The 20,466-nt window shown below is 61.1% G+C and carries 20 protein-coding genes; 15 read left to right on the top strand and 5 right to left on the bottom strand.

What is annotated here, in order from left to right; translation table 11 throughout:
* Window positions 1–32: 32 nt before the first annotated feature.
* Window positions 33–770: a FadR/GntR family transcriptional regulator gene (locus ACQZ40_RS11585; protein WP_448747981.1), complete on the bottom strand. Its 738-nt coding sequence runs from the start codon at window positions 768–770 to the stop codon at window positions 33–35.
* Between the two features lie 109 nt (window positions 771–879).
* Complete coding sequence (locus ACQZ40_RS11590; protein ID WP_448747982.1) at window positions 880–1,677, bottom strand: NAD-dependent epimerase/dehydratase family protein; 798 nt, start codon at window positions 1,675–1,677, stop codon at window positions 880–882.
* Window positions 1,678–1,815: 138 nt separating this feature from the next.
* On the opposite strand from ACQZ40_RS11590, the gene kduI reads away from it, so the two are divergent.
* The 8 genes from kduI (at window position 1,816) to ACQZ40_RS11630 (ending at window position 9,448) form a co-directional block, all read left to right on the top strand.
* Window positions 1,816–2,640, top strand: coding sequence for a 5-dehydro-4-deoxy-D-glucuronate isomerase (gene kduI, locus ACQZ40_RS11595; RefSeq protein ID WP_065656169.1), 825 nt, complete (start codon window positions 1,816–1,818; stop codon window positions 2,638–2,640).
* Window positions 2,637–3,380, top strand: coding sequence for a 2-dehydro-3-deoxy-D-gluconate 5-dehydrogenase KduD (gene kduD / locus ACQZ40_RS11600; RefSeq protein WP_448747983.1), 744 nt, complete (start codon window positions 2,637–2,639; stop codon window positions 3,378–3,380). The genes kduI and kduD overlap by 4 nt, the downstream gene beginning before the upstream one ends.
* 114 nt (window positions 3,381–3,494) lie before the next feature.
* Window positions 3,495–4,406, top strand: a complete 912-nt coding sequence (gene kdgD / locus ACQZ40_RS11605; RefSeq protein ID WP_448747984.1) for a 5-dehydro-4-deoxyglucarate dehydratase — start codon at window positions 3,495–3,497, stop codon at window positions 4,404–4,406.
* Window positions 4,407–4,442: 36 nt separating this feature from the next.
* A complete protein-coding gene (locus tag ACQZ40_RS11610; protein WP_080857182.1) occupies window positions 4,443–5,579 on the top strand; it encodes a D-galactarolactone cycloisomerase in 1,137 nt (378 codons plus the stop codon).
* Complete coding sequence (locus ACQZ40_RS11615; protein ID WP_448747985.1) at window positions 5,576–6,454, top strand: amidohydrolase family protein; 879 nt, start codon at window positions 5,576–5,578, stop codon at window positions 6,452–6,454. The genes ACQZ40_RS11610 and ACQZ40_RS11615 overlap by 4 nt, the downstream gene beginning before the upstream one ends.
* 144 nt (window positions 6,455–6,598) lie before the next feature.
* A complete protein-coding gene (locus tag ACQZ40_RS11620) occupies window positions 6,599–7,576 on the top strand; it encodes a TRAP transporter substrate-binding protein (RefSeq protein ID WP_080858108.1) in 978 nt (325 codons plus the stop codon).
* 69 nt (window positions 7,577–7,645) lie between these two features.
* Window positions 7,646–8,167, top strand: a complete 522-nt coding sequence (locus tag ACQZ40_RS11625) for a TRAP transporter small permease (RefSeq protein WP_003522682.1) — start codon at window positions 7,646–7,648, stop codon at window positions 8,165–8,167.
* Window positions 8,168–9,448 carry a TRAP transporter large permease gene (locus ACQZ40_RS11630; protein WP_059757073.1) on the top strand — a complete coding sequence of 427 codons (1,281 nt, stop codon included), beginning with the start codon at window positions 8,168–8,170 and terminating at the stop codon, window positions 9,446–9,448.
* A gap of 29 nt (window positions 9,449–9,477) precedes the next feature.
* Here ACQZ40_RS11630 and ACQZ40_RS11635 read toward each other — a convergent pair whose 3' ends face one another.
* Window positions 9,478–10,404, bottom strand: a complete 927-nt coding sequence (locus ACQZ40_RS11635; RefSeq protein WP_142844534.1) for a helix-turn-helix domain-containing protein — start codon at window positions 10,402–10,404, stop codon at window positions 9,478–9,480.
* A 212-nt stretch (window positions 10,405–10,616) separates the two neighbouring features.
* Here ACQZ40_RS11635 and ACQZ40_RS11640 point away from each other — a divergent pair, with 212 nt between their 5' ends.
* From ACQZ40_RS11640 to ACQZ40_RS11665, 6 genes are all read left to right on the top strand, one after another.
* Window positions 10,617–11,498: a carbohydrate ABC transporter permease gene (locus ACQZ40_RS11640; RefSeq protein ID WP_020812253.1), complete on the top strand. Its 882-nt coding sequence runs from the start codon at window positions 10,617–10,619 to the stop codon at window positions 11,496–11,498.
* Window positions 11,499–11,502: 4 nt separating this feature from the next.
* Window positions 11,503–12,387 carry a carbohydrate ABC transporter permease gene (locus ACQZ40_RS11645; protein ID WP_125146381.1) on the top strand — a complete coding sequence of 295 codons (885 nt, stop codon included), beginning with the start codon at window positions 11,503–11,505 and terminating at the stop codon, window positions 12,385–12,387.
* Window positions 12,388–12,389: 2 nt separating this feature from the next.
* Window positions 12,390–13,490, top strand: a complete 1,101-nt coding sequence (locus tag ACQZ40_RS11650; protein WP_448747986.1) for an ABC transporter ATP-binding protein — start codon at window positions 12,390–12,392, stop codon at window positions 13,488–13,490.
* Between the two features lie 43 nt (window positions 13,491–13,533).
* Entirely contained in the window at window positions 13,534–14,802 is a 1,269-nt protein-coding gene (locus ACQZ40_RS11655; RefSeq protein WP_448747987.1) for an ABC transporter substrate-binding protein, read from the top strand.
* 112 nt (window positions 14,803–14,914) lie between these two features.
* A complete protein-coding gene (gene pglA / locus ACQZ40_RS11660) occupies window positions 14,915–16,468 on the top strand; it encodes a polygalacturonase PglA (protein WP_448747988.1) in 1,554 nt (517 codons plus the stop codon).
* An 8-nt stretch (window positions 16,469–16,476) separates the two neighbouring features.
* On the top strand, window positions 16,477–17,601 hold the full coding sequence (locus ACQZ40_RS11665; protein WP_065656158.1) for a glycoside hydrolase family 88/105 protein: 1,125 nt from the start codon (window positions 16,477–16,479) through the stop codon (window positions 17,599–17,601).
* A 2-nt stretch (window positions 17,602–17,603) separates the two neighbouring features.
* Here ACQZ40_RS11665 and ACQZ40_RS11670 read toward each other — a convergent pair whose 3' ends face one another.
* Window positions 17,604–18,866, bottom strand: a complete 1,263-nt coding sequence (locus ACQZ40_RS11670; protein ID WP_448747989.1) for an ATP-binding protein — start codon at window positions 18,864–18,866, stop codon at window positions 17,604–17,606.
* Window positions 18,863–19,594, bottom strand: a complete 732-nt coding sequence (locus ACQZ40_RS11675) for a response regulator (RefSeq protein WP_193559569.1) — start codon at window positions 19,592–19,594, stop codon at window positions 18,863–18,865. Before ACQZ40_RS11675 ends, ACQZ40_RS11670 begins: the two co-directional genes overlap by 4 nt.
* A 202-nt stretch (window positions 19,595–19,796) precedes the next feature.
* Between ACQZ40_RS11675 and ACQZ40_RS11680 the strand changes: the two genes are divergently transcribed.
* Window positions 19,797–20,447 carry a hypothetical protein gene (locus ACQZ40_RS11680; protein ID WP_448747990.1) on the top strand — a complete coding sequence of 217 codons (651 nt, stop codon included), beginning with the start codon at window positions 19,797–19,799 and terminating at the stop codon, window positions 20,445–20,447.
* The last annotated feature ends 19 nt before the right edge of the window (window positions 20,448–20,466 follow it).

The raw sequence follows: 20,466 nt of genomic DNA on the forward strand, positions 1-20,466 counted from the left end.
TCAGTCATGCAATGCGGTTTAAACAGGTAGTCTCAGCGCGGCGCGCGCAGCATGGAGCGATAACGCGTCTGGCTGCTTTTCAGATGGCTGCGCATGGCGCTGCGCGCCGCCTCCTCGTCGCCGTCCTGTATCGCGATCAGGATCGCTTCATGTTCACCGACGAGCCGGGCGAGATCGGCGGGCGAAAGCACGGTTTCCGTGCCGTTTTCGGCCACGGCGCGGCGCGGAATGAGGGTGGGGCCGAGCACCTGCAGAAACTCGCTGAAGCGGGGATTGTTGGTCGCTTCGGCAATGGCGAGATGGAAGGCGAAATCGGCCTCCGCCGTCGGCACGCCCTTAGTGGCGCTGGCGCGGAAGGCATCGAAGGCCTCGATGATCTTTTCCTCCTGCGCCGGCGAACGGCGAATGGCGGCAAGACCGGCGGCGTCACCTTCAACGGCGGTGCGCAATTCCAGCATTTCGATCAGCGACGAGACGCGCGCAAGATCGACATTGTGGAAGGGACGCCGCTCAGTGGGTGCGGGTTCCAGTACGAAAACACCCGCGCCCTGACGCGGCTCGACCAGACCGTCGGATCGCAGCGAGGCGATCGCCTCCCGCACCACGGTACGGCTGACACCGAATTCCTGCGTCATCTGCGCCTCGGAGGGCAGGCGCTCACCCGTCTTGTAACGACCCTTGGCGATCTGGCTGCGGAGTTCCTCCGAAACCTTCACCACAAGCGTTCTGCCTTGTGGAGCTGCCGGTTCGAAGCTTGTCGCTTTTGTCATCTTGGTCGCCGTTCTAAAAAATGTCGGTTGCGTGCACCGTTCCTCGATACGTCATTCGCGGCCTGGCATGCAATCCCGCCGTTTTAGCAGGAAAGGTCCGTGCGACATTTCACGTCTCCTTGAAGATCGGATTGTCGACAAACACGCCACCCTGAAAGCGGACTACCGCGTCGCTCGGGTCCGGTTTGGGAACTGTCCGGGCGATGTGCTCCCGGAAGGCCTCGGCATTGTCCTTCGGTTTCCATCCCAGAAAGCCGAGATGCGAATTGTCCCACCAGCTTGCATCGTTGGCGGAGGCCCCCCAGACGACCGGGCAGCCGAGAACGGGTGCGCGGAACGCCGCTTCGATCAGCGACACGAAATCGTCATGAGAAAACCAGGTGGACAGCATGCGGTAATTGTTGGGTTCCGGCGTACAGGAGCCGATGCGCACAAGCGCCGTCTCCAGTCCGAATTTCTCGAAATACAGGCGGGCGAGGTTTTCGCCGAAACATTTGGAAACGCCGTAGAGGCCGTCCGGGCGGAAGGGAACGTCGGGACCAAGCCGTTCGGTCTGGGGATAATAGCCGATCGTATGGTTGGAGCTGGCGAAAACAATTCGCGGCTGGCCGTGGGCGCGGGCGGCCTCGTAGAGATTATAAAGCCCGATGATGTTGCCCTGAAGGATTTGTTCGAAAGGCTTCTCCACCGATATGCCGCCAAGGTGAACGATGCCGTCGCAACCGGCAACCATGGCGTCCACTGCGTCTGCATCCGCAAGGTCGCATTGCATGCATTCCTCGTTCGGGCCTGCCGGATCGAGCGGGGCGAGATCGGCAAGGCGAATGGTCTCGGCCATCGATGCAAGGCGTTTGCGCATAACGCGGCCAAGCTGGCCCGCAGCACCGGTAACAAGAAGCCGTTTCATTGCCATTCTCCCTCAGCGTTGCACGTCCCTGGCGTGGTCGAGATATGCCTATGCCTCTTGACCTTGTCATACAGATCGTACAAAAAGCGGATAACATATATTATGTGCCATACGCAACAATCATGAAGGATGAGTTTGATGTTGACCGTCGAAACAAGGCAGGCCGTGAACCCGGAATATGCGAAAACGCTGGATACCGAAGGGCTCCGCCGGCATTTCCTCGCCAACGACATGTTTCGTTCCGGCGAAATCAGGCTGATCTACACCCATTATGACCGTTTCGTGATGGGCGGCGCGGTGCCGAACGGTGCGCCGCTGACGCTGGACAAGGTGGAAGAGACCAAAACGCCGTCCTTCCTTGACCGGCGTGAGATGGGCATCGTCAATGTCGGCGAGACCGGCACGGTCAGCGCCGGCGGCGAGACCTATACCCTCAATCGCGGCGATGTGCTTTATCTCGGCGCAGGCAGCGGTGCGGTGACCTTTGACGGGGCAGGGCGATTCTACATCACCTCCTGCCCGGCGCATCGCAGCCTGCCGGCAAAGCTCGTGACACTGGCCAATAGCAAGGAGGTCAAGCTCGGCGCGACGGAAACCTCCAACAAGCGCACCATCAACCAGTTCATCCATCCGCTGGTCATGGAAAGCTGCCAGCTGGTACTGGGGTATACGACCCTGGAGGACGGCTCGGTCTGGAACACCATTCCTTCCCATATTCACGATCGCCGCATGGAGGCCTATCTCTATTTCGGCATGGATGAGAAGTCGCGCGTGCTGCATCTGATGGGCGAGCCGCAGGAAACCCGGCATCTGTTCATTTCGAATGAAGAGGGTGCGATTTCCCCGCCCTGGTCCATCCATTCCGGCGCCGGCATCGGTTCTTACACCTTCATCTGGGCCATGGCGGGAGACAATGTCGATTACACCGACATGGACTTCATCCAGCCGGGAGATCTGAAATGAAGAATCCCTTTTCGCTTCAGGGGCGTAAAGCGCTCGTCACCGGCGCGAATACGGGGCTTGGCCAGGCAATTGCGGTGGGGCTCGCTGCTGCCGGGGCGGAGGTGGTCTGCGCCGCCCGCCGCGCGCCGGATGAGACGCTGGAGATGATCGCCAGGGACGGCGGCAGAGCCAGCGCATTGTCTATCGATTTTGCAGATCCGCTGGCGGCGAAGGACAGTTTTGCCGGCGCCGGTTTCGATATTCTCGTCAACAATGCCGGCATTATCCGCCGTGCCGATTCCGTCGAGTTTTCCGAACTCGACTGGGACGAGGTGATGGACGTCAATCTCAAGGCGCTGTTTTTCACCACCCAAACTTTTGCGAAAGAGTTGCTGGCGAAAGGCCGGTCCGGCAAGGTGGTCAATATCGCGTCGCTCCTTTCCTTTCAGGGCGGCATTCGCGTGCCGTCCTATACGGCGGCGAAACATGGCGTCGCGGGCCTCACCAAGCTTCTGGCGAATGAGTGGGCGGCAAAGGGCATCAATGTGAATGCGATTGCGCCCGGCTACATCGAAACCAACAATACCGAGGCGCTGCGTGCGGATGCGGCCCGTAATAAGGCCATTCTCGACCGTATTCCGGCCGGCCGCTGGGGCCATGCCGACGATATAGCCGGGGCGGCGGTTTTCCTTGCTTCGCCGGCGGCGGATTATGTGCACGGCGCCATTCTCAATGTGGACGGCGGCTGGCTTGCGCGCTGATCTGTTACAGATTTCAACAATTCATCATACAACATGTATGATGAATTGTTGACAAGCATGCGGCAACCGGGTTAGGTGGCTTCCAGTCAATGAATTTGCAAAGGAATACCAAACATGAACCCTGAACAAATCAAGGCGGCGCTCGGCTCCGGCCTGTTGTCTTTCCCGGTCACCCATTTCGATTCCGAGGGCCGTTTCGCCCAGGACAGTTACAGGGCGCATGTCGAATGGCTTGCCGGTTATAAAGCGCCGGTGCTGTTTGCCGCCGGCGGCACGGGTGAGTTCTTCTCGCTGAAGCCGGATGAAATTCCGACCATCGTTTCCGCCGCCAAGGATGTGGCCGGTGAAACCGCCATCGTTTCCGGCTGCGGTTACGGCACCGAGATTGCCGTTGATATCGGCCGCTCGGTCGAAAAGGTCGGCGCGGACGGCATCCTGCTTCTGCCGCATTACCTTATCGATGCGCCGCAGGAAGGCCTTTACGCCCACATCAAGAAGGTGTGTCAGTCGGTCGGCATCGGCGTCATGGTTTATAACCGCGACAATTCCGTGCTGCAGGCGGATACGCTGGCGCGTCTCTGCGACGAATGCCCGAACCTCGTCGGCTTCAAGGACGGCACCGGCGATATCGGTCTCGTTCGCCAGATCACCGCCAAGATGGGTGATCGCCTGATGTATCTCGGCGGCATGCCGACGGCGGAACTGTTTGCCGAAGCCTATCTCGGCGCCGGTTTCACCACCTATTCCTCGGCTGTCTTCAACTTCGTGCCGGGTCTTGCCAATGAGTTCTACGCCGCCCTGCGCGCCGGCGAACGCGCCACCTGCGAGCGTATCCTGACAGAATTCTTCTATCCGTTCATGGCGATCCGCAACCGCGCCAAGGGTTATGCCGTCTCCGCCGTCAAGGCAGGCGTGCGCCTGCAGGGCTTCAACGCCGGTCCGGTGCGTGCGCCGCTGAAGGATCTGACCAATGAGGAAATCGGCATGCTCGACGCCTTGATCGGCACGCATAAGCGCAAAGCCTGATTTGGAGGCCTGATCGAGACAAGCGGGAGGGGAGCCATGAAGATCACAGCGGTGCGCACGCATCTGCTCGAACACCGGCTGGACACGCCGTTCGAAAGCGCATCCATGCGTTTTGACCGCCGCGCCCATATTCTGGTGGAAATCGAATGCGACGACGGAACCGTCGGCTGGGGCGAATGCCTCGGACCGGCGCGGCCGAACGCCGCCGTGGTTCAGGCCTATTCCGGCTGGCTCATCGGCCAGGACCCGCGTGAGACCGAGAAGATCTGGGCCGTGCTTTATAATGCCCTGCGCGATCAGGGCCAGCGCGGCCTCAGCCTCACGGCCCTGTCCGGCATCGATATCGCGCTGTGGGACATCAAGGGCAAGCATTATGGCGCTTCCATCTCGATGCTGCTCGGCGGGCGCTGGCGCGAAAGCGTGCGGGCCTATGCCACCGGCAGCTTCAAGCGCGATGGCGTCGACCGCGTTTCCGACAATGCCTCCGAGATGGCGGAGCGTCGGGCGGACGGCTTTCATGCCTGCAAGATCAAGATCGGCTTCGGCATCGAGGAAGACCTCCGCGTCATCGCCGCGGTGCGCGAGGCGATTGGGCCGGATATGCGGCTGATGATCGACGCCAATCACGGCTACACCGTCACCGAAGCCGTCGCGCTCGGCAACCGCGCCGCCGAGTATGGTATCGACTGGTTCGAGGAGCCGGTGGTTCCCGAACAGCTCGATGCCTATGCCCGGGTGCGGGCCGGCCAGCCGATACCGGTTGCGGGCGGCGAGACCTGGCACGGGCGTTATGGCATGTGGCAGGCGCTTTCCGCCGGCGCCGTGGATATTCTCCAGCCCGATCTCTGCGGCTGCGGTGGTTTTTCAGAAACGCAGAAGATCGCGGCGCTCGCCACGCTGCACGGCGTGCGCATCGTGCCGCATGTCTGGGGCACCGGCGTACAGATTGCCGCAGCCCTGCAATTCATGGCGGCGATGACGCCCGATCCGGTGCGCGTCAATCCCATCGAGCCGATCATGGAATTCGACCGCACCTATAATCCGTTCCGGCAGGCCGTGCTGCGCGAGCCGATAGAGGCGGTAAACGGCGTTGTCGCGATCCCGAACGGCCCCGGCCTCGGAATAGAGATCAACCGCGACGCATTGCTTGAATTCAGGATGCCAGACCCGTGAGCGAACTTGTCAGAAAACTGAGCGGCACAGCGCCCCGGCCCGCTTTCCCGAAAGGCGCCGTCGATACGCAGATGCATCTCTATCTGCCCCACTATCCCGCCCTGCCTGGTGGACCGGGCCTGCCGCCGGGCGCTCTGCCCGGACCGGAGGATTATCGCAGCCTCATGCAATGGCTCGGCATCGACCGGGTCATCATCACCCAGGGCAACGCCCATCAGCGCGATAACGGCAACACACTCGCCTGTGTCGCGGAAATGGGCGAGGCGGCCCGCGCGGTGGTCATCATCGATGCCGGCACGAGCGAAAAGGACATGGAAAAGCTTGCCGCCGCAGGGGCCGTCGGTGCGCGTATCATGGATCTGCCGGGTGGCGCGGTGAACCTGTCCGAGCTGGAAGCCGTGGACGAGCGCGCGCACGCGGCCGACTGGATGGTGGCGGTGCAATTCGACGGCAATACGCTGCTCGATCACCTGCCGCGCCTTCAGAACATCCGCTCGCGCTGGGTGTTCGATCACCACGGCAAGTTCTTCAAGGGCATCAGAACCGATGGCCCGGAAATGGCGGCGCTTCTGAAACTCATCGACCGAGGCAATCTCTGGTTCAAGTTCGCCGGCGTCTACGAAAGCTCGCGTGAGAGCTGGCCCTATGAGGACATCGCCGCCTTTTCGCGCGTCATCGCCGCCCATGCGCCGGAGCGCATCGTCTGGGGCACAAACTGGCCGCATAACTCCATCCGCGAGACTGCGGCATATCCCGACGATGCTCGCCTTGCGGAAGTTATACTCGGCTGGCTGCCGGATGAAGCGGCGCGGCATCGCGCACTGGTGGAAAATCCGGAAGCGCTGTTCAAGCTGCCGCCAGTCACGGCGGGATAGGTCAATCGGGGATGGCTGGGGAAGGGAGGTCCCCATCGTCCTTTTAAACTGAAAGGTCTTTGCATGCCGGCCCGGATGGGCGTGAAAAATACGGTCCGATAGCCTTGGAGGGGCTGGATCGTTTCAACAATGGAGGAGGAAAGCATGAAAAAGATTGCAAGCATGATGTGCGTCGCGATGGGGATCGCGCTCGCCGGTGTTTCCGCCAAGGCGCAGGAAATCACCCTGCGTTCGGCCGATATTCATCCCGACGGTTATCCGACGGTCGAAGCCGTGAAATATATGGGCGAGCTTCTGGCCGAGCGCACCAAGGGTCGCATCAAGATACAGGTCATGAACAATTCCGTTCTCGGCGGCGAGAAGGATACCATCGAGCAGACCCGCTTCGGCGTCATCGACATGAACCGCGTCAATGCCGCGCCTTTCAACAATCTGGTCAAGGAAACCACCGTCCTCGGCCTGCCTTTCCTGTTCCGCTCGACGGAGCACATGCACAACACGGTTGACGGCCCGATAGGCGATGAGGTTCTGGCGGCCTTCGAACCGCACGGCCTCATCGGTCTCGCCTTTTACGATTCCGGCGCACGGTCCTTCTACACCACCAAAAAGCCCATCGAAAAACTCGCGGACCTGAAGGGCCTGAAAATCCGCGTGCAGCAGTCGGATCTGTGGATTTCGATGATGCAGGCTTTCGGCGCCAACCCGACGCCGATGCCGATGGGCGAGGTCTATTCCTCGCTTGAAACCGGCGTTGTCGACGGTGCGGAAAACAACTGGCCCTCTTACGAATCCGCCCGTCACTACGAGGTAGCGAAGAACTACTCCCTGACGGAACATTCGCTGAACCCGGAAATCCTCGTCATTTCGAAGGTCTCTTACGACAAGCTCTCTCCGGAAGATCAGAAGCTGTTGCGTCAGGCGGCCAAGGATTCCGTCGGCAAGATGCGTGAACTCTGGAGCGCCCGCGAAAAGGCATCGGAAGAAAAGGTCCGCGCCGGCGGCGTCAATGTCATCAAGGTCAACAAGGAGGAATTCGCTGCCGCGATGGGTCCGGTCTACGACAAGTTCGTCACCGATCCGAAGATGAAAGACCTTCTGGAACGGGTGAAAGCGGTCAAGTAATGCGCGGAAAACCGGCCCTGGGAACAGGGCCGGTTTTCTTTTGTCGCCGTTGACGCGGAGGAACAGACAATGCGAAATTTCATGCGGGCCATTCGCCCCTTTCTCGGCGCGCTCAGCCACGCGTCGCTTTATATTGCCGGTATCGGCATGATCGCCATGACGCTTATCGTCGGCTGGCAGGTCTTTGCGCGGTATATTCTCAACGATTCACCCAGCTGGTCTGAGCCGCTGTCGCTGCATCTCATGTCATGGTTCATCATGCTGGGGGCGGCAGTGGGCGTGCGCGAGAGCGTGCATCTGGGGCTTGATATTTTGCGCTACATGATGCCGCCGCGCGTGCAGAAGGGCATGGACCTGACAAGCCTTGCGCTGATCTTCTTCTTCGGTGCCGGCATGGCCTGGTATGGCACCTCGCTTTCCATGGGCACATGGACGGCGACAATCCCGGTTCTCGGCTGGCCGGGCGGCACGGATTTCTTTCCGCTGATCGGCGGCGGTTTCCTCATTGCGCTGTTTGCGGCTGAACGTTTCGTCGATCTCGCCATCGGCGAGGAGATTGCGGCCGACGTGATCGTGCAGGAGGCCGCATAAATGGCTTACACCATTCTCTTCGGGGTCTTCACCCTGCTCATGCTGATCGGCACGCCGATCGCGTTCTGCCTCGGCATCGCGTCCTTCGCCACGGTTCTTTATCTCGGCCTGCCGCCCATTGTGGTGTTCCAGCAGATGAATTCCGGCATGAACGTGTTTGCGATGATGGCGATACCGTTTTTCATCTTCGCCGGCGACCTGATGGTGCGCGGCGGCATCGCCCATCGCCTCATCCGCTTTGCGGCCGGTCTCGTGGGACACCTGCGCGGCGGTCTCGGCCAGGTCAACATCGTGGCCTCGACGCTGTTCGGCGGCATTTCCGGCTCGGCCGTGGCCGATGCCTCGGCCGTCGGCGGGCTGATGATCCCGCAAATGGCCAAGCGCGGTTATGACAGGGACTATGCGGTCAATGTCACGGTCAATGCGGCTATCATCGCGCTGATGATACCGCCGTCGCATAACATGATCCTTTATTCCATCGCGGCGGGCGGCAATGTTTCGGTGGCCGATCTCTTCACCGCCGGCATTGTTCCGGGTTTCCTGCTTGCAGCGGCGCTGATGGTGACGGCCTATATCGTTGCCCGGCGCAAGGGTTATCCTTCCGAGCCGTTCCCTGGCTTCTCGAAGCTGATGTATTATCTCCTGGCTTCGTTCCCCGGCATCCTGTTGATCGGCATCATCTTCGGCGGCGTGCGTTCGGGCATCTTCACCGCGACGGAAAGTTCCTGCATCGCGGTTCTCTACGCCTTCCTCGTTGCCATGCTCGTCTACCGCGAGCTGGACTGGAGCGGTTTCGTCGAGGCGGTGATGGGTGCGGTGCGCACGACGGCCATGGTTCTGCTGGTCATCGGCACGGCGGCGTCCTTCGGCTGGCTGATGGCCTTCCTGCAGGTGCAGACGCTGATGATTGCCGCAATCAGCGCGATTTCGGACAATCCGATCATCGTGCTGCTCGTCATCAATGTCATCCTGCTGTTGCTCGGCACCTTCATGGACATGGCGCCGATGGTCATCATCTCCACGCCGGTGCTTCTGCCCGTCGTGAAGGCCTTCGGCATCGACCCCGTGCATTTCGGCGTGGTGATGATCCTGAACGCCGGCATCGGGCTCAACACGCCGCCGGTCGGAACGGTGCTTTTCGTCGGCTGCGCGGTGGGCGGCATATCGATACGGGAAGCGATGCGGACGATCTGGCCGTTCTTTGGGGCCAGCATCGCGGTGCTGCTTGCCGTCACCTATATTCCGTCGCTGTCCCTGTGGTTGCCGTCACTGTTCCGGTAATTCCAGCGCTTTCAACCGAGAAGGCCCCGCTATGCCGGGGCCTTTTCCGTTTCAGTGGCAAGCAGCCGCTGCTGTTCGTGTTCGTCAAAGGCCATAAGATTGCCGTGCCGGCTGCGGCGTATGCGGTTCATATGGTCGCGCGGGCTTAACCCCAATGTCCGTTTGAACATGCGTGAGAAATAATAGGGGTCGCCATAGCCCACTTCGGCGGCCGCCGCCGAGACCGAAAGCCCCGCCTCGAGAAAATGCATGGCGCGTTCCATGCGTTTGAACTCCTGATATTTGCGCGGCGTCCGCCCCACCCGCTTCTGGAATTCCCGCAGAAAATAATCGCGATTATAGGGAGCCGCCTCGGTCGCCCGGCCGGCAATGTCGGGGTCCAGTGGATTGGCCGAAATCATGGTGATCGCCTTCATCACCGCAAGGTCGAGGCCTTCCGTGCCCTCCGGCTGGAAACTCGGGCGGTCCACCCATCCGAGGAAGGCGTCGTCAATGAAGGCGATGAGAAGCACCATAAAGAGATGATGCTGGCCAAGCGTGACGGAGGAGGGCGGGGCGCTCTGCCGGTAGTGGCGCACCAGCGGTTCCAAGAGCGCCCAGCGGCTCAGCCTCACTTTCGGCTTCAGGTCCATCTGCGCGATCAGGTTGTGGCGGCCGTAAATATCCAGCGTGAAATGCTGCGCCACCCCGCGATAGGTGACGGCCTGCTCGTTCCAGCCGACAAAGCGCTGCCCCCGGAAAATCAGCATGGCGTCACCCGGCTCCAGCACCCGCGCCTCGCCATCAACGAGATAATGCCCGCGCCCTTCCAGACAGATGATGAGGTCGTCCACCTGGTTGGATTTGTCGATCTGCCAGGTGCGCGAATGCTCCATCTTGATCGTTGCGCGCGTCAGGTTGAGGTTGAGCGCCGCAGGTGGAACGGACGATAGAATGCCACCTTCGATTTCGTCCATCTTTTTCCTCGTCTTTGTTAATTCACCTTGGCGCGGAAATTTGGTTTTGTCACCGCATAAATTGCTTTTACGCGCCGTATCAATGAGGGAGGAGACCGGTCGCGGCGGGAAATTGCGCCATCACGCGCCCGCCGCCGGCCGTTCCGGGAGAATCACTTGTACGAAATTGTATTCTGTCATTCGCGTTCCACTGGGACGCGGGGAGGAGCGTTATGAAATCTCAGCGCTTCCTCGGGCTGGGATATCTGACGCCTTATATCGTCGGGCTTCTGGTTTTCACGGCCATCCCGTTTCTCGGCTCGCTCTATCTCAGCTTCACCCGTTACGATCTGATGAGCGATCCCAGCTGGGCGGGGCTGGCCAATTACGAGCGGCTTTTCACCCGCGACCGCACCTTCATGAAATCGCTGAACGTTACCCTGTTCTACGTGTTTCTGACGGTGCCGCTGAAGCTTGCCTTCGCGCTGTTCATTGCGGCCATACTCAATTATAAGCTGCAATTCATCAACTTCTTCCGCACCGCCTTTTACGTGCCGTCCATTCTCGGCGGCTCCATCGCGATTGCGGTTCTGTGGCGCTACATCTTCGCAAGCGAGGGGCTTGCCAATATGGCGCTGGCCGCCATCGGCCTGTCGCCGGTGGACTGGTTCGGCGATCCCGGCAACGCGCTTTTCACCATCACGCTGCTGCGTTGCTGGCAGTTCGGTTCGGCCATGGTGATTTTTCTCGCCGCCCTGCAATCCATCGACAAGTCGCTTTATGAGGCCGCCGCCATCGATGGCGCAGGCAAGGTGAGAACTTTCTTCTTCATCACGCTGCCGTTGCTGACGCCGGTGATCTTCTTCAACCTCATCATGCAGATGGTTCAGGCGTTTCAGGAGTTCAACGGGCCTTACATCATCACCCAGGGCGGGCCTTTGAAGTCCACTTATCTCCTGCCTCTTTACATCTATGACGAGGCCTTCAAGAAGTTCAACATGGGCTATGCCTCCGCCATCGCCTGGGTGCTCTTCACCATCATCACCGTGCTGACCCTCGTGGCCTTCTGGTCGTCGAAGAAGTGGGTCTATTACGCCGGCGACAAGCGGAACTGATGCCATGACCGATATCGCAACCCTAAACGACATGCAGGCGGCCCGCCGGGCGCGGCTGAGGCTCGTTTCCACCTCGGTCCGTTACGTGCTTCTCTTCGCGGTCGGTCTCGTCATGCTCTATCCGCTGATCTGGCTCGTGGGCGCAAGCTTCAAGACCAATTCGGAAATCTTCTCCGGCGCCGGTTTCATTCCCGAAAACCCGACTCTGGACGGCTATATCCGCGGCTGGGAAACCTCGACGCCCTATACGTTCGGCCGGTTCTTCTGGAATTCGTTCCTGATCATCCTGCCGAAAGTCATCGGCACGGCGATTTCCTGCACCATGGCGGCCTATGCCTTTGCCCGCTTCGATTTTCCGCTGAAGAAGATCCTGTTTGGCTCGGTCATCGCCATTCTGCTGCTGCCAAATGTCGTTACCCGCATTCCGCAATATATCCTGTTTCGCGATCTCGGCTGGCTGGACAGTTTCCTGCCGCTCTGGGTGCCGTCCGCGCTCGCCGGCGATGCCTTCTTCGTCTTCATGCTGGTGCAGTTTCTGCGCTCGCTGCCATCGGACATGGAAGAGGCCGCCCGGGTGGATGGCGCCAACAGCCTGCAGACCCTCATCTATATCGTGGTGCCGATGCTGGCCCCGGCTCTGATCTCGGTTTGCCTGTTCCAGTTCATGTGGACGATGAACGATTTCCTCGGGCCGCTGATCTACCTGTCCTCGGTCGACAAATATCCGGTGAGCCTCGCGCTCAAACTCTCCATCGACACCACCGAAGCCTTCGAATGGAACCGCATCCTGGCGATGTCGGTGCTGACGATCGCGCCTGCGCTGATCGTGTTCTTCGCGGCGCAACGGTATTTCATTGAAGGGATCTCGTCTGGCGGGGTCAAGGGCTGAAAATGGCAAGCGTTCAACTTAAAAATCTCGAAAAAATCTATGGCGGCAGCTTCAAGGCTGTGCACGGCATCAATCTCGAGGTCGAGGATGGCGAGTTCATGGTGTTCGTCGGCCCTTCGGGCTGCGCCAAATCCACGACGCTGCGCATGGTGGCGGGGCTGGAGGAAATCACCGGTGGCGAAATCCTGATCGGCGACCAGCGCGTCAACGATCTGCCGCCCGGCAAGCGCTCCATCGCCATGGTGTTCCAGAATTATGCGCTTTATCCGCATATGAAGGTGCGCGGCAATCTCGCCTTCGGCCTGAAGATCGCCGGTGTTGCGAAGCCCGAGATCGAAAAGGCAATCGACAATGTCGCGCGCATTCTCGAAATCGAGCCGCTGCTCGACCGTCTGCCGAAGCAGCTCTCGGGCGGGCAGGCGCAGCGTGTGGCACTGGGCCGCGCGCTCATCAAGAAGCCCGGCGTGTTCCTGTTCGATGAGCCGCTGTCCAATCTCGATGCCAAGCTGCGCGCCTCCATGCGGGTGCGCATCACCGATCTGCACCGTCAGTTGAAGGCGGAAGGCCTGTCCTCGACAGTGATTTACGTCACCCATGACCAGACGGAGGCCATGACCATGGGCGACCGTATCTGCGTCATGCAGGCGGGCCGCATCATGCAGGTCGCGACGCCGAAGGAACTTTACAACCACCCCGCCAATCTTTTCGTCGCCGGTTTCATCGGTACGCCGGAAATGAACCTGGTGGATGTGGCAATCGACGGCGCTGAGTTCGTCATCGCCGGCCAGCGCCTGCTCATCGGTGCGCATCTGGAGCAACGGCTATCGGCGAGACCCGCAGATGCCGTCATCGGCCTCCGCCCGCAGCATCTTTCGCTGGCGGGAGAAGCCGATGGCCCGGCGCTGCAGGCGAAACTCACCAATGCGGAATTCATGGGCCACGAGGTCTATCTGCACGCCGATCTCGGCGGCCAGAAGCTGGTGAGCGTGGTCGGTGCGGCAGAGTTCGAGGCGCTTGGGCGCGACGGCATCCTGCGGCTGAAGCCGGACCCGGAGAAGCTGCATATTTTCGACAAGGCCGATGGCCGCAACGTCTCGCTGTGAGGAGGGGACGGACGTGCCTGATTTTTCGAGGAGGAGAAGAACAATGAAGACGATGACAAGAATGATGGCGATGCTCGCCGGCGCCGCTTATGTGGCGATGGCGACGGCCCCGGCGGCAGGTGCTGCGGAACTGCGCATGTCGTGGTGGGGCGGTGAAAGCCGCCACGTCGCCACCCAGAAGGCCATTGCCGCCTGTGGTGAGAAATACGGTCACACCGTCAAGGGCGAATTCACCGGCTTCGACGGCTATCTGGAAAAGCTCACCACGCAGATGGCAGGCAAGACGGAGGCCGATATCGTTCAGGTCAACTGGCCGTGGCTGCCGCTGTTTTCCAAGAACGGCGAAGGTTTTGCCGATCTGCGCCAGCTGAAACCGCTCGATCTTTCGCAATGGGCCGAGAGCGATCTGGACGCCGGTTCGATGAATGGCGTGTTGCAGGGGCTTTCCGTTTCCACCACCGGCCGCGTCTTCTTCTTCAACGCCACCACCTTCGAAAAGGCCGGCGTTGAAATTCCGAAGACCTGGGACGAGTTTTTCGCGGCAACCAAGACCGTCAAGGAAAAGCTCGGCAAGGACTATTACACCTTCAATGCCGTGAAGGAGACTGCCCAGCTGCTGGTGACACTGGCTGTCGTCCAGAAGACCGGCAAGGATCTGGTCGATCCCAAGACCAACCGCGTGGCCTGGACGCCGGAGGAGCTGGCCGAGGGCATTTCCTTCGTCGGCAAGCTGGTCGAAACCGGATCGATCCGCTCGCAGAAAGAGGAAGCGGCCGACGGTAACGTCAATCTTTACGAAAAGCCGTCCTGGTCCGAAGGCCGGATTGCCGGTTCCTATGAATGGGATTCGACCTATTCGAAATATGCCGATCCGCTCAAGGAAGGGCAGGTTCTGAAACCGTTCCCGATGCTGAAGCTTGCCGATGCCGTAACAGAGGGCGTCTATCGTAAGCCCTCCATGGTGTTTTCGATCTCGAAAAACTCTAAGAACCCGGAGGCGGCCGCGCAAATCCTGAACTGCCTGCTGAACGAACCTGAGGGCATCGATGCGCTCGGCACCTCACGCGGCCTGCCCGCTTCGAAGGCAGCGGCGGCGCGTCTGGGTGACAAGGGCGAGCCGGAGGTGCGGGCCGCCAACGCCATCGTCATGGCGGCATCCGGACCGGTGGTGTCACCCTTCAACGAGCATCCTGAAATCCGCTCGGGCTTCATCGATACGCTTGAGGAATATGCCTATGGCCAGCTGACGGCGGAAGAAGCGGCCGAGCAGATCATCGATACGACCAACGATGTTCTTGCCAAATTCGATTGACGATGATGGCCTGCCGCCTCAATGGCGGCAGGCTCCCTATCCGGCTGCCGGATGATGTGAGGCATGTCCGCCAAGGGTTTGGCCGGACAGGCACCAAAGACGAGAAAAGAGCATGAACGAACCCCTTATCATCGCGTCTTCGGCGCGAACGGCAGCGCTTTGCCTTGCCGTGCCCGGCGCTCGCTATTTCCTTCCGTCCAAAACGGCATGGCGTTTGACGTCGGCGGATGGCGCCGAAAGGAGAGGCGAAACCGCGACCGTGGTGATGCTGCTGCATGATCTCTCCCCGGATACGCGCTATGTTTTCGAAGCGGAGGGGTTCGGGCGGCTGGAGTTCAGAACCGCCCCCTGTGCCGGGCTTGTCGAGGCTGCGGAATTTTCCCTCATGCCGGATGTTGCGCTCGATGATGAGACACGTGCGCGCGCCAATGCACAGGCGCTGGAAAGGGCAGTGGCCGCGGTGCCGCAGGGTGGCGCGTTGCGTCTCTCGGCCGGTCTCTGGACAGCCTTTCCCGTTCGCCTGAAAAGCAACATGACCTTCCACCTTGCCGAAGGAGCCGTGCTGCGCGCGCCCTCCACCCGCAGGGGCTGGCCGATCCTGCCTGCCCGCGATGAGGCAGGCCGTATGCTCGGAAGCTGGGAAGGCTTGCCGGATGCCTGTTTTGCCGCGCCGGTTCATGCCATCGCGGCAGACAATCTCGTCATCGAGGGCAGGGGCGTTCTCGATGGCTCGGGCGATAGCGGCGACTGGTGGAGCTGGCCGAAAGAAACTCGCGACGGCGCGCGCCGGCCGCGTGGCCTGCATCTCGTTTCCTGCCGGAACACAAACCTGCTCGGTTTCACCATCCAAAACGCCGCCTCCTGGACGATCCATCCGCAGGGCTGCGAAGACTTGATCGCCGCCGGCCTCAGCATCGTCGCACCGCATGACAGCCCGAACACCGATGGTTTCAACCCCGAAAGCTGCCGCAACGTTACGATATCAGGCGTGCGCTTTTCCGTCGGCGACGATTGCATCGCGGTGAAGGCGGGAAAGCGCGGCCCCGATGGCGAGGACGATCATCTCGCGGAAACGCGCGGCATTCGGGTGCGCCATTGCCTGATGCAGCGCGGCCATGGCGGGCTGGTGATCGGTTCGGAAATGTCCGGCGGTGTGCATGACGTGGCGGTCGAGGATTGCGACATGGTCGGCACGGATCGCGGCCTGCGCCTCAAGACACGGCGCGGGCGGGGCGGAACAGTCAGCAACATCGCCATGCGCCGGGTGCTGCTGGATGGCGTGCACACCGCGCTTTCCGCCAATGCCCATTACCATTGCGACGCCGATGGACATGATGACTGGGTGCAGTCGCGAAAGCCGGCGCCGGTCGATGGCGGCACGCCCTTTATCGACGGTATTACCGTGGAGGATGTCGAAATCCGCAATCTCTCCCATGCGGCCGGCGCTTTTCTTGGCCTTGCCGAAGCGCCCATCCGCAACATCGCCATCCGCAATCTCACCATCGTCTCGCGCGATCCTTCCGCCATCGCAACGCCGCCGATCATGGCCGACCGGGTGCGTCCCATGCGCCATGAGGCGATTGTTTTCGAGCAGGCGCATATAGTCTGCGATAATCCCGCCCTGTTGAGCGATGCTTCCGTTTCCATTGTGTCAGATTTCGATTGAGAAAAGCGATGAAAGCCACTGAATATTTTGATCAATTCTCCAGTCGCTATAAACACTACAAGGGCGGAAGCTGGTGTTATGAGGATGGATGCGTCTATCGCGGCCTGCAGCAGCTGTTCGAGGCGACGGGTGATGCGCGCTGGAACGACCATCTGCATCGTCTCGCCGATGCGCAGATAGCGCCAGACGGCACGCTCGCCGGGTACGATCCGCAGGAATATAATATCGACCATATTCTCGCCGGCCGTATCCTCTTTCCCCTTGCGGCGGAAACGGGCGATCCGCGTTACCTCGCTGCGGCGGAACATCTGGCGGGGCAACTGCGCAGCCATCCACGCATCGCATCCGGGAATTACTGGCACAAGAAGCGTTATCCGCATCAGGTCTGGCTGGACGGGCTTTATATGGGGCTTCCTTTCCAGATCGAATATGCGCAGGCGACGGGCCGGGCGGAACTGATCGACGATGCACTGCGGCAGTTTTCAGCGGCACTCGCGGCGACCGAGGATAGCGGTGGGCTCTATGCCCATGGTTACGACCACAGCCGCAGCCAGCGCTGGGCCGATCCTCAAAGCGGCAAGTCTCCAGCCATATGGGCGCGCGCGGTCGGCTGGCTGGCCATGGCGCTGGTGGACGCGCTGGCCATCCTGCCGGAAGACGGCGCGACGGCGGCGCTTCGCAACAAGACGCAGTCGCTTCTGACCGGCATCATCGCACGGCAGACCGAGACAGGGCTCTGGATGCAGGTTCTCGACAATCCGGGCCTTGCGGGCAATTACGAGGAAACATCCGCCTCAGCCATGTTTGCCTATGCCTTGCTGCACGCAGTGCGGCTCAAGCTCGTGCAGGGCGAAGAGGCGAATGCTGCCCTTTCGGCGGGTCGCCGCGCGCTTGAGGCGCTTCTTGAAACCCGGCTGAAAGCCGATGAAGAGGGCGTGACGCGCCTCACCGGCATCGTTCATGTCGCGGGCCTTGGCGGCTTTGAGGGCAATTATCGCGATGGAACGCCGGAATATTATCTGACCGAGCCGGTGGTGTCCGACGATGCCAAGGGGGTCGGGCCGCTGATGATGGCTTATGCCGAAAGCCTGCTTCTGGCCAAGCCGCAGGCGCAGGCTGTTTCAGCGGCGTGACGTTACACCGCCCTTGTGAAGATCACGGTCTGGACCAGGCCCTGTTTCTTGTGGTTGGCGATGGTGATCGTGCCGCCGAAGCGCTCGATGATTTCCCTGGCGATGGCAAGACCAAGACCCACGCCGGGCATTGATTTACGCCGCGCGAGGTCCACCCGGAAGAAGGGCTCGAAAACCCGCCCGATCAGTTCCTGCGGAATGCCGGGGCCTTCATCCCTGATCGTCACGACGACTTCGCTCTCGTCTCCGGTCAGATCGATATGCGCCTTCTTGCCATGGGTGACGGCGTTCAGGATGAGGTTGCGCAGGGCTCTTTTCAGCGCCAGCGGTGCCGCCTTGATGGTCATGGCGGCTTCCAGCTCGATGAAGTCGAGCGCGCCCGCATGACCAAGATCGGAAACATCACTGACTATCTCGCTGAGAAGCGTGCCGATGTCGATCGTCTTGACGCTGTCCTGGCTGACCTCTTCCCGCACCAGAAGAATGGCGCTGTCGGCGATGGCGTCCAGCTCCTCGAGGTCCGCCAGCCATTTGGCCCGTTCCTCGTCGTTTTCGATGAATTCCGCCCTCAGCCGCATGCGGGTCATCGGGGTTCTGAGATCGTGGCCGGCGGCGGCGACGAGGCGCATGCGGCTTTCCATCGCCGCCTTCAGGCGGGTCGCGAGTTCGTTCAGCGCCCGCGCGGTGGCGCGGATTTCGCCCGGTCCGGTTTCCGGTAGGTGCGGCAGCGAACCGTCAGGCCCGATGCTGGCGGCGGCATTTTCCAGCATGCCGAGCGGGCGGGTGATCTTGCTGGCGGCAAAGATCGAAACGGCGGCACTGCCGAGGATGATCAGCCCGATCCACATGCCGAAAATTTTCCAGCCGCCCGGCGGCGGACCCATATGCGGAATTTCCGCGACCAGCCAGCCGCCTTTTTCCAGCGCGATAGCTGCCACGGGCGCAGGGTTTCCCGGCGAGCGGATGACCATCGCGGTGCGCGGCTCTCCGACGCGGGCCAGCGCCTTTTCCAGAAATTCCGAGAGCATGCCGTCGAGATCGCCTTGCGGCGGCCTCTGTTCTATCTGAAAATAGCCGGGCTGCTGCAGGGAAGGATCACGCTCGGCCATGGTCACGGCAAAGGCGAGGCTGCGGGCCAGCGGCTCGATGGTGGCGTCGGGCGGCGGCGGCTGCAATGTCCGGTCCGCCACAAAAGTCGCAAGCGCGATGACGGCGATGATGGAGACGATCATCAGCGCCGTGATGCGGTTTTTAAGCGAGCTCATCGCTGCACCGGCAGGGTTCTGACTTGAACCGTCATCTGGTAACCGCCATTGCGCACGGTCTTGAAGATCGGCGTGTGTGTGTCGGCGTCCAGCTTCTTGCGCAAGCGGCTCATCAGCACGTCGATGGAGCGGTCGAACGGGCCGCGATCCTTGCCCTGCGTGAGATCGAGAAGCTGATCGCGGGAGAGCAGCCGACCGGGCCTGTCGAGAAAGACTTTCAGCAGATCGAATTCCGCTCCCGTCAAATCTATCTTTTCACCGCTGGCGCGGATGACGGAGCGCTGCTCGGGATCGGCGGTGAAATCCGCAAAACCATAGGCGGCGGATGAGGGGCGGGGAGCCTCCTGCGGCGTGGCGCGGCGGAGCACGGCCTTGATGCGCGCGGTCAGTTCGCGCGGATTGAAGGGTTTGCCGAGATAGTCGTCGGCGCCGATTTCCAGCCCGACGATCCGGTCGACATCTTCCTTCAGCGCAGTCAGGAGAATGACCGGCGTGCGCGGCCGGCGACCCTGCAGATCGCGGCAGATATCGAGGCCGGAGCCATCGGGCAGCATCACGTCGAGCACGATGAGATCGGGATCGGAGCTGGCGATCTTTTCCTCGAACTCACGCCTGTCGGCGGCCATCGACACGCGGAACCCCTGCGAGCCGAGATATTTCGCGAGCAATGTGCGTATTTCCGGATCGTCATCGACGATCAATATATGTGTCACCGAAACTGTCGTCATATCGTCCAACCTTTTGATGCCACTATACATAAGCGCTGAAAAGAAACGGCGGATTTTTGCAACGAAAGCTTTCCGTGGCCGTTCTGGCAACATTCGGTTACAAATAGGCGGTTTGCGGAAGCAGCCGGGAAACATTCGGACCAAAGCCGGAAACGCGATGCTCCTATCGTCCTTTCATGTTGGAAAACGGAAGGAAGGTAAGATGAGAAACTCGCTACTGGCCGCCGCCATCGCGACAGCAACTATTGGCGTTTCCGCCGCCGCGCAGGCAGCGGAAGAGAATGCGCCCGCACCCCAGGCGACCGAACAGGCTGCGCCGCCGCCCGCCAATCTCGATCTCGGCCCGGACATCGGCCCTGACATCGGCCCGGATCGGGGTCCGGATGAAAGGCCGCTGCCGCCGCATATGCGCAGAATGCCCGGCCCGGATGTTCTGGGGCTGGCGACGAAGCTTTCGGCGGCCGAAATCTATCTCGGCGTCACGCCGGAGCAGCTCGGTCCATGGCGCGCCTATACCACGGCGCTGATCGATCTCGTTTCCCCCGGTCCGGAGCGCAATCCGCCGCCGCGGGTGCCGGGTGAAAGCAAGGCCAAGCCCGAGCCGCGTCTTGCGGGAGAGGAGCTGGCAGGCATCATCGCGCAGAAGGCGGAAAAGGCCAAAGCCCTGCAGGACGCCATTGCGGCGCTGAAACCGAAGCTTTCGCCGCAGCAGGTGCTGAAGCTTGCCGAGCTCGAGCGTGCACTGATGCCGCCTCCGCCTCCCGGCCCGCGTCATGGCCCCGCAGACCGCGGCGGCTTTGCTCCCCCGCATGGCGATATGAGGCCGCCGGTTCCCGAGGCGGAACGGGGCTGAGGCAACTATTCGAAGTTTC

This window comes from Agrobacterium sp. 16-172Ci (assembly GCF_053522725.1).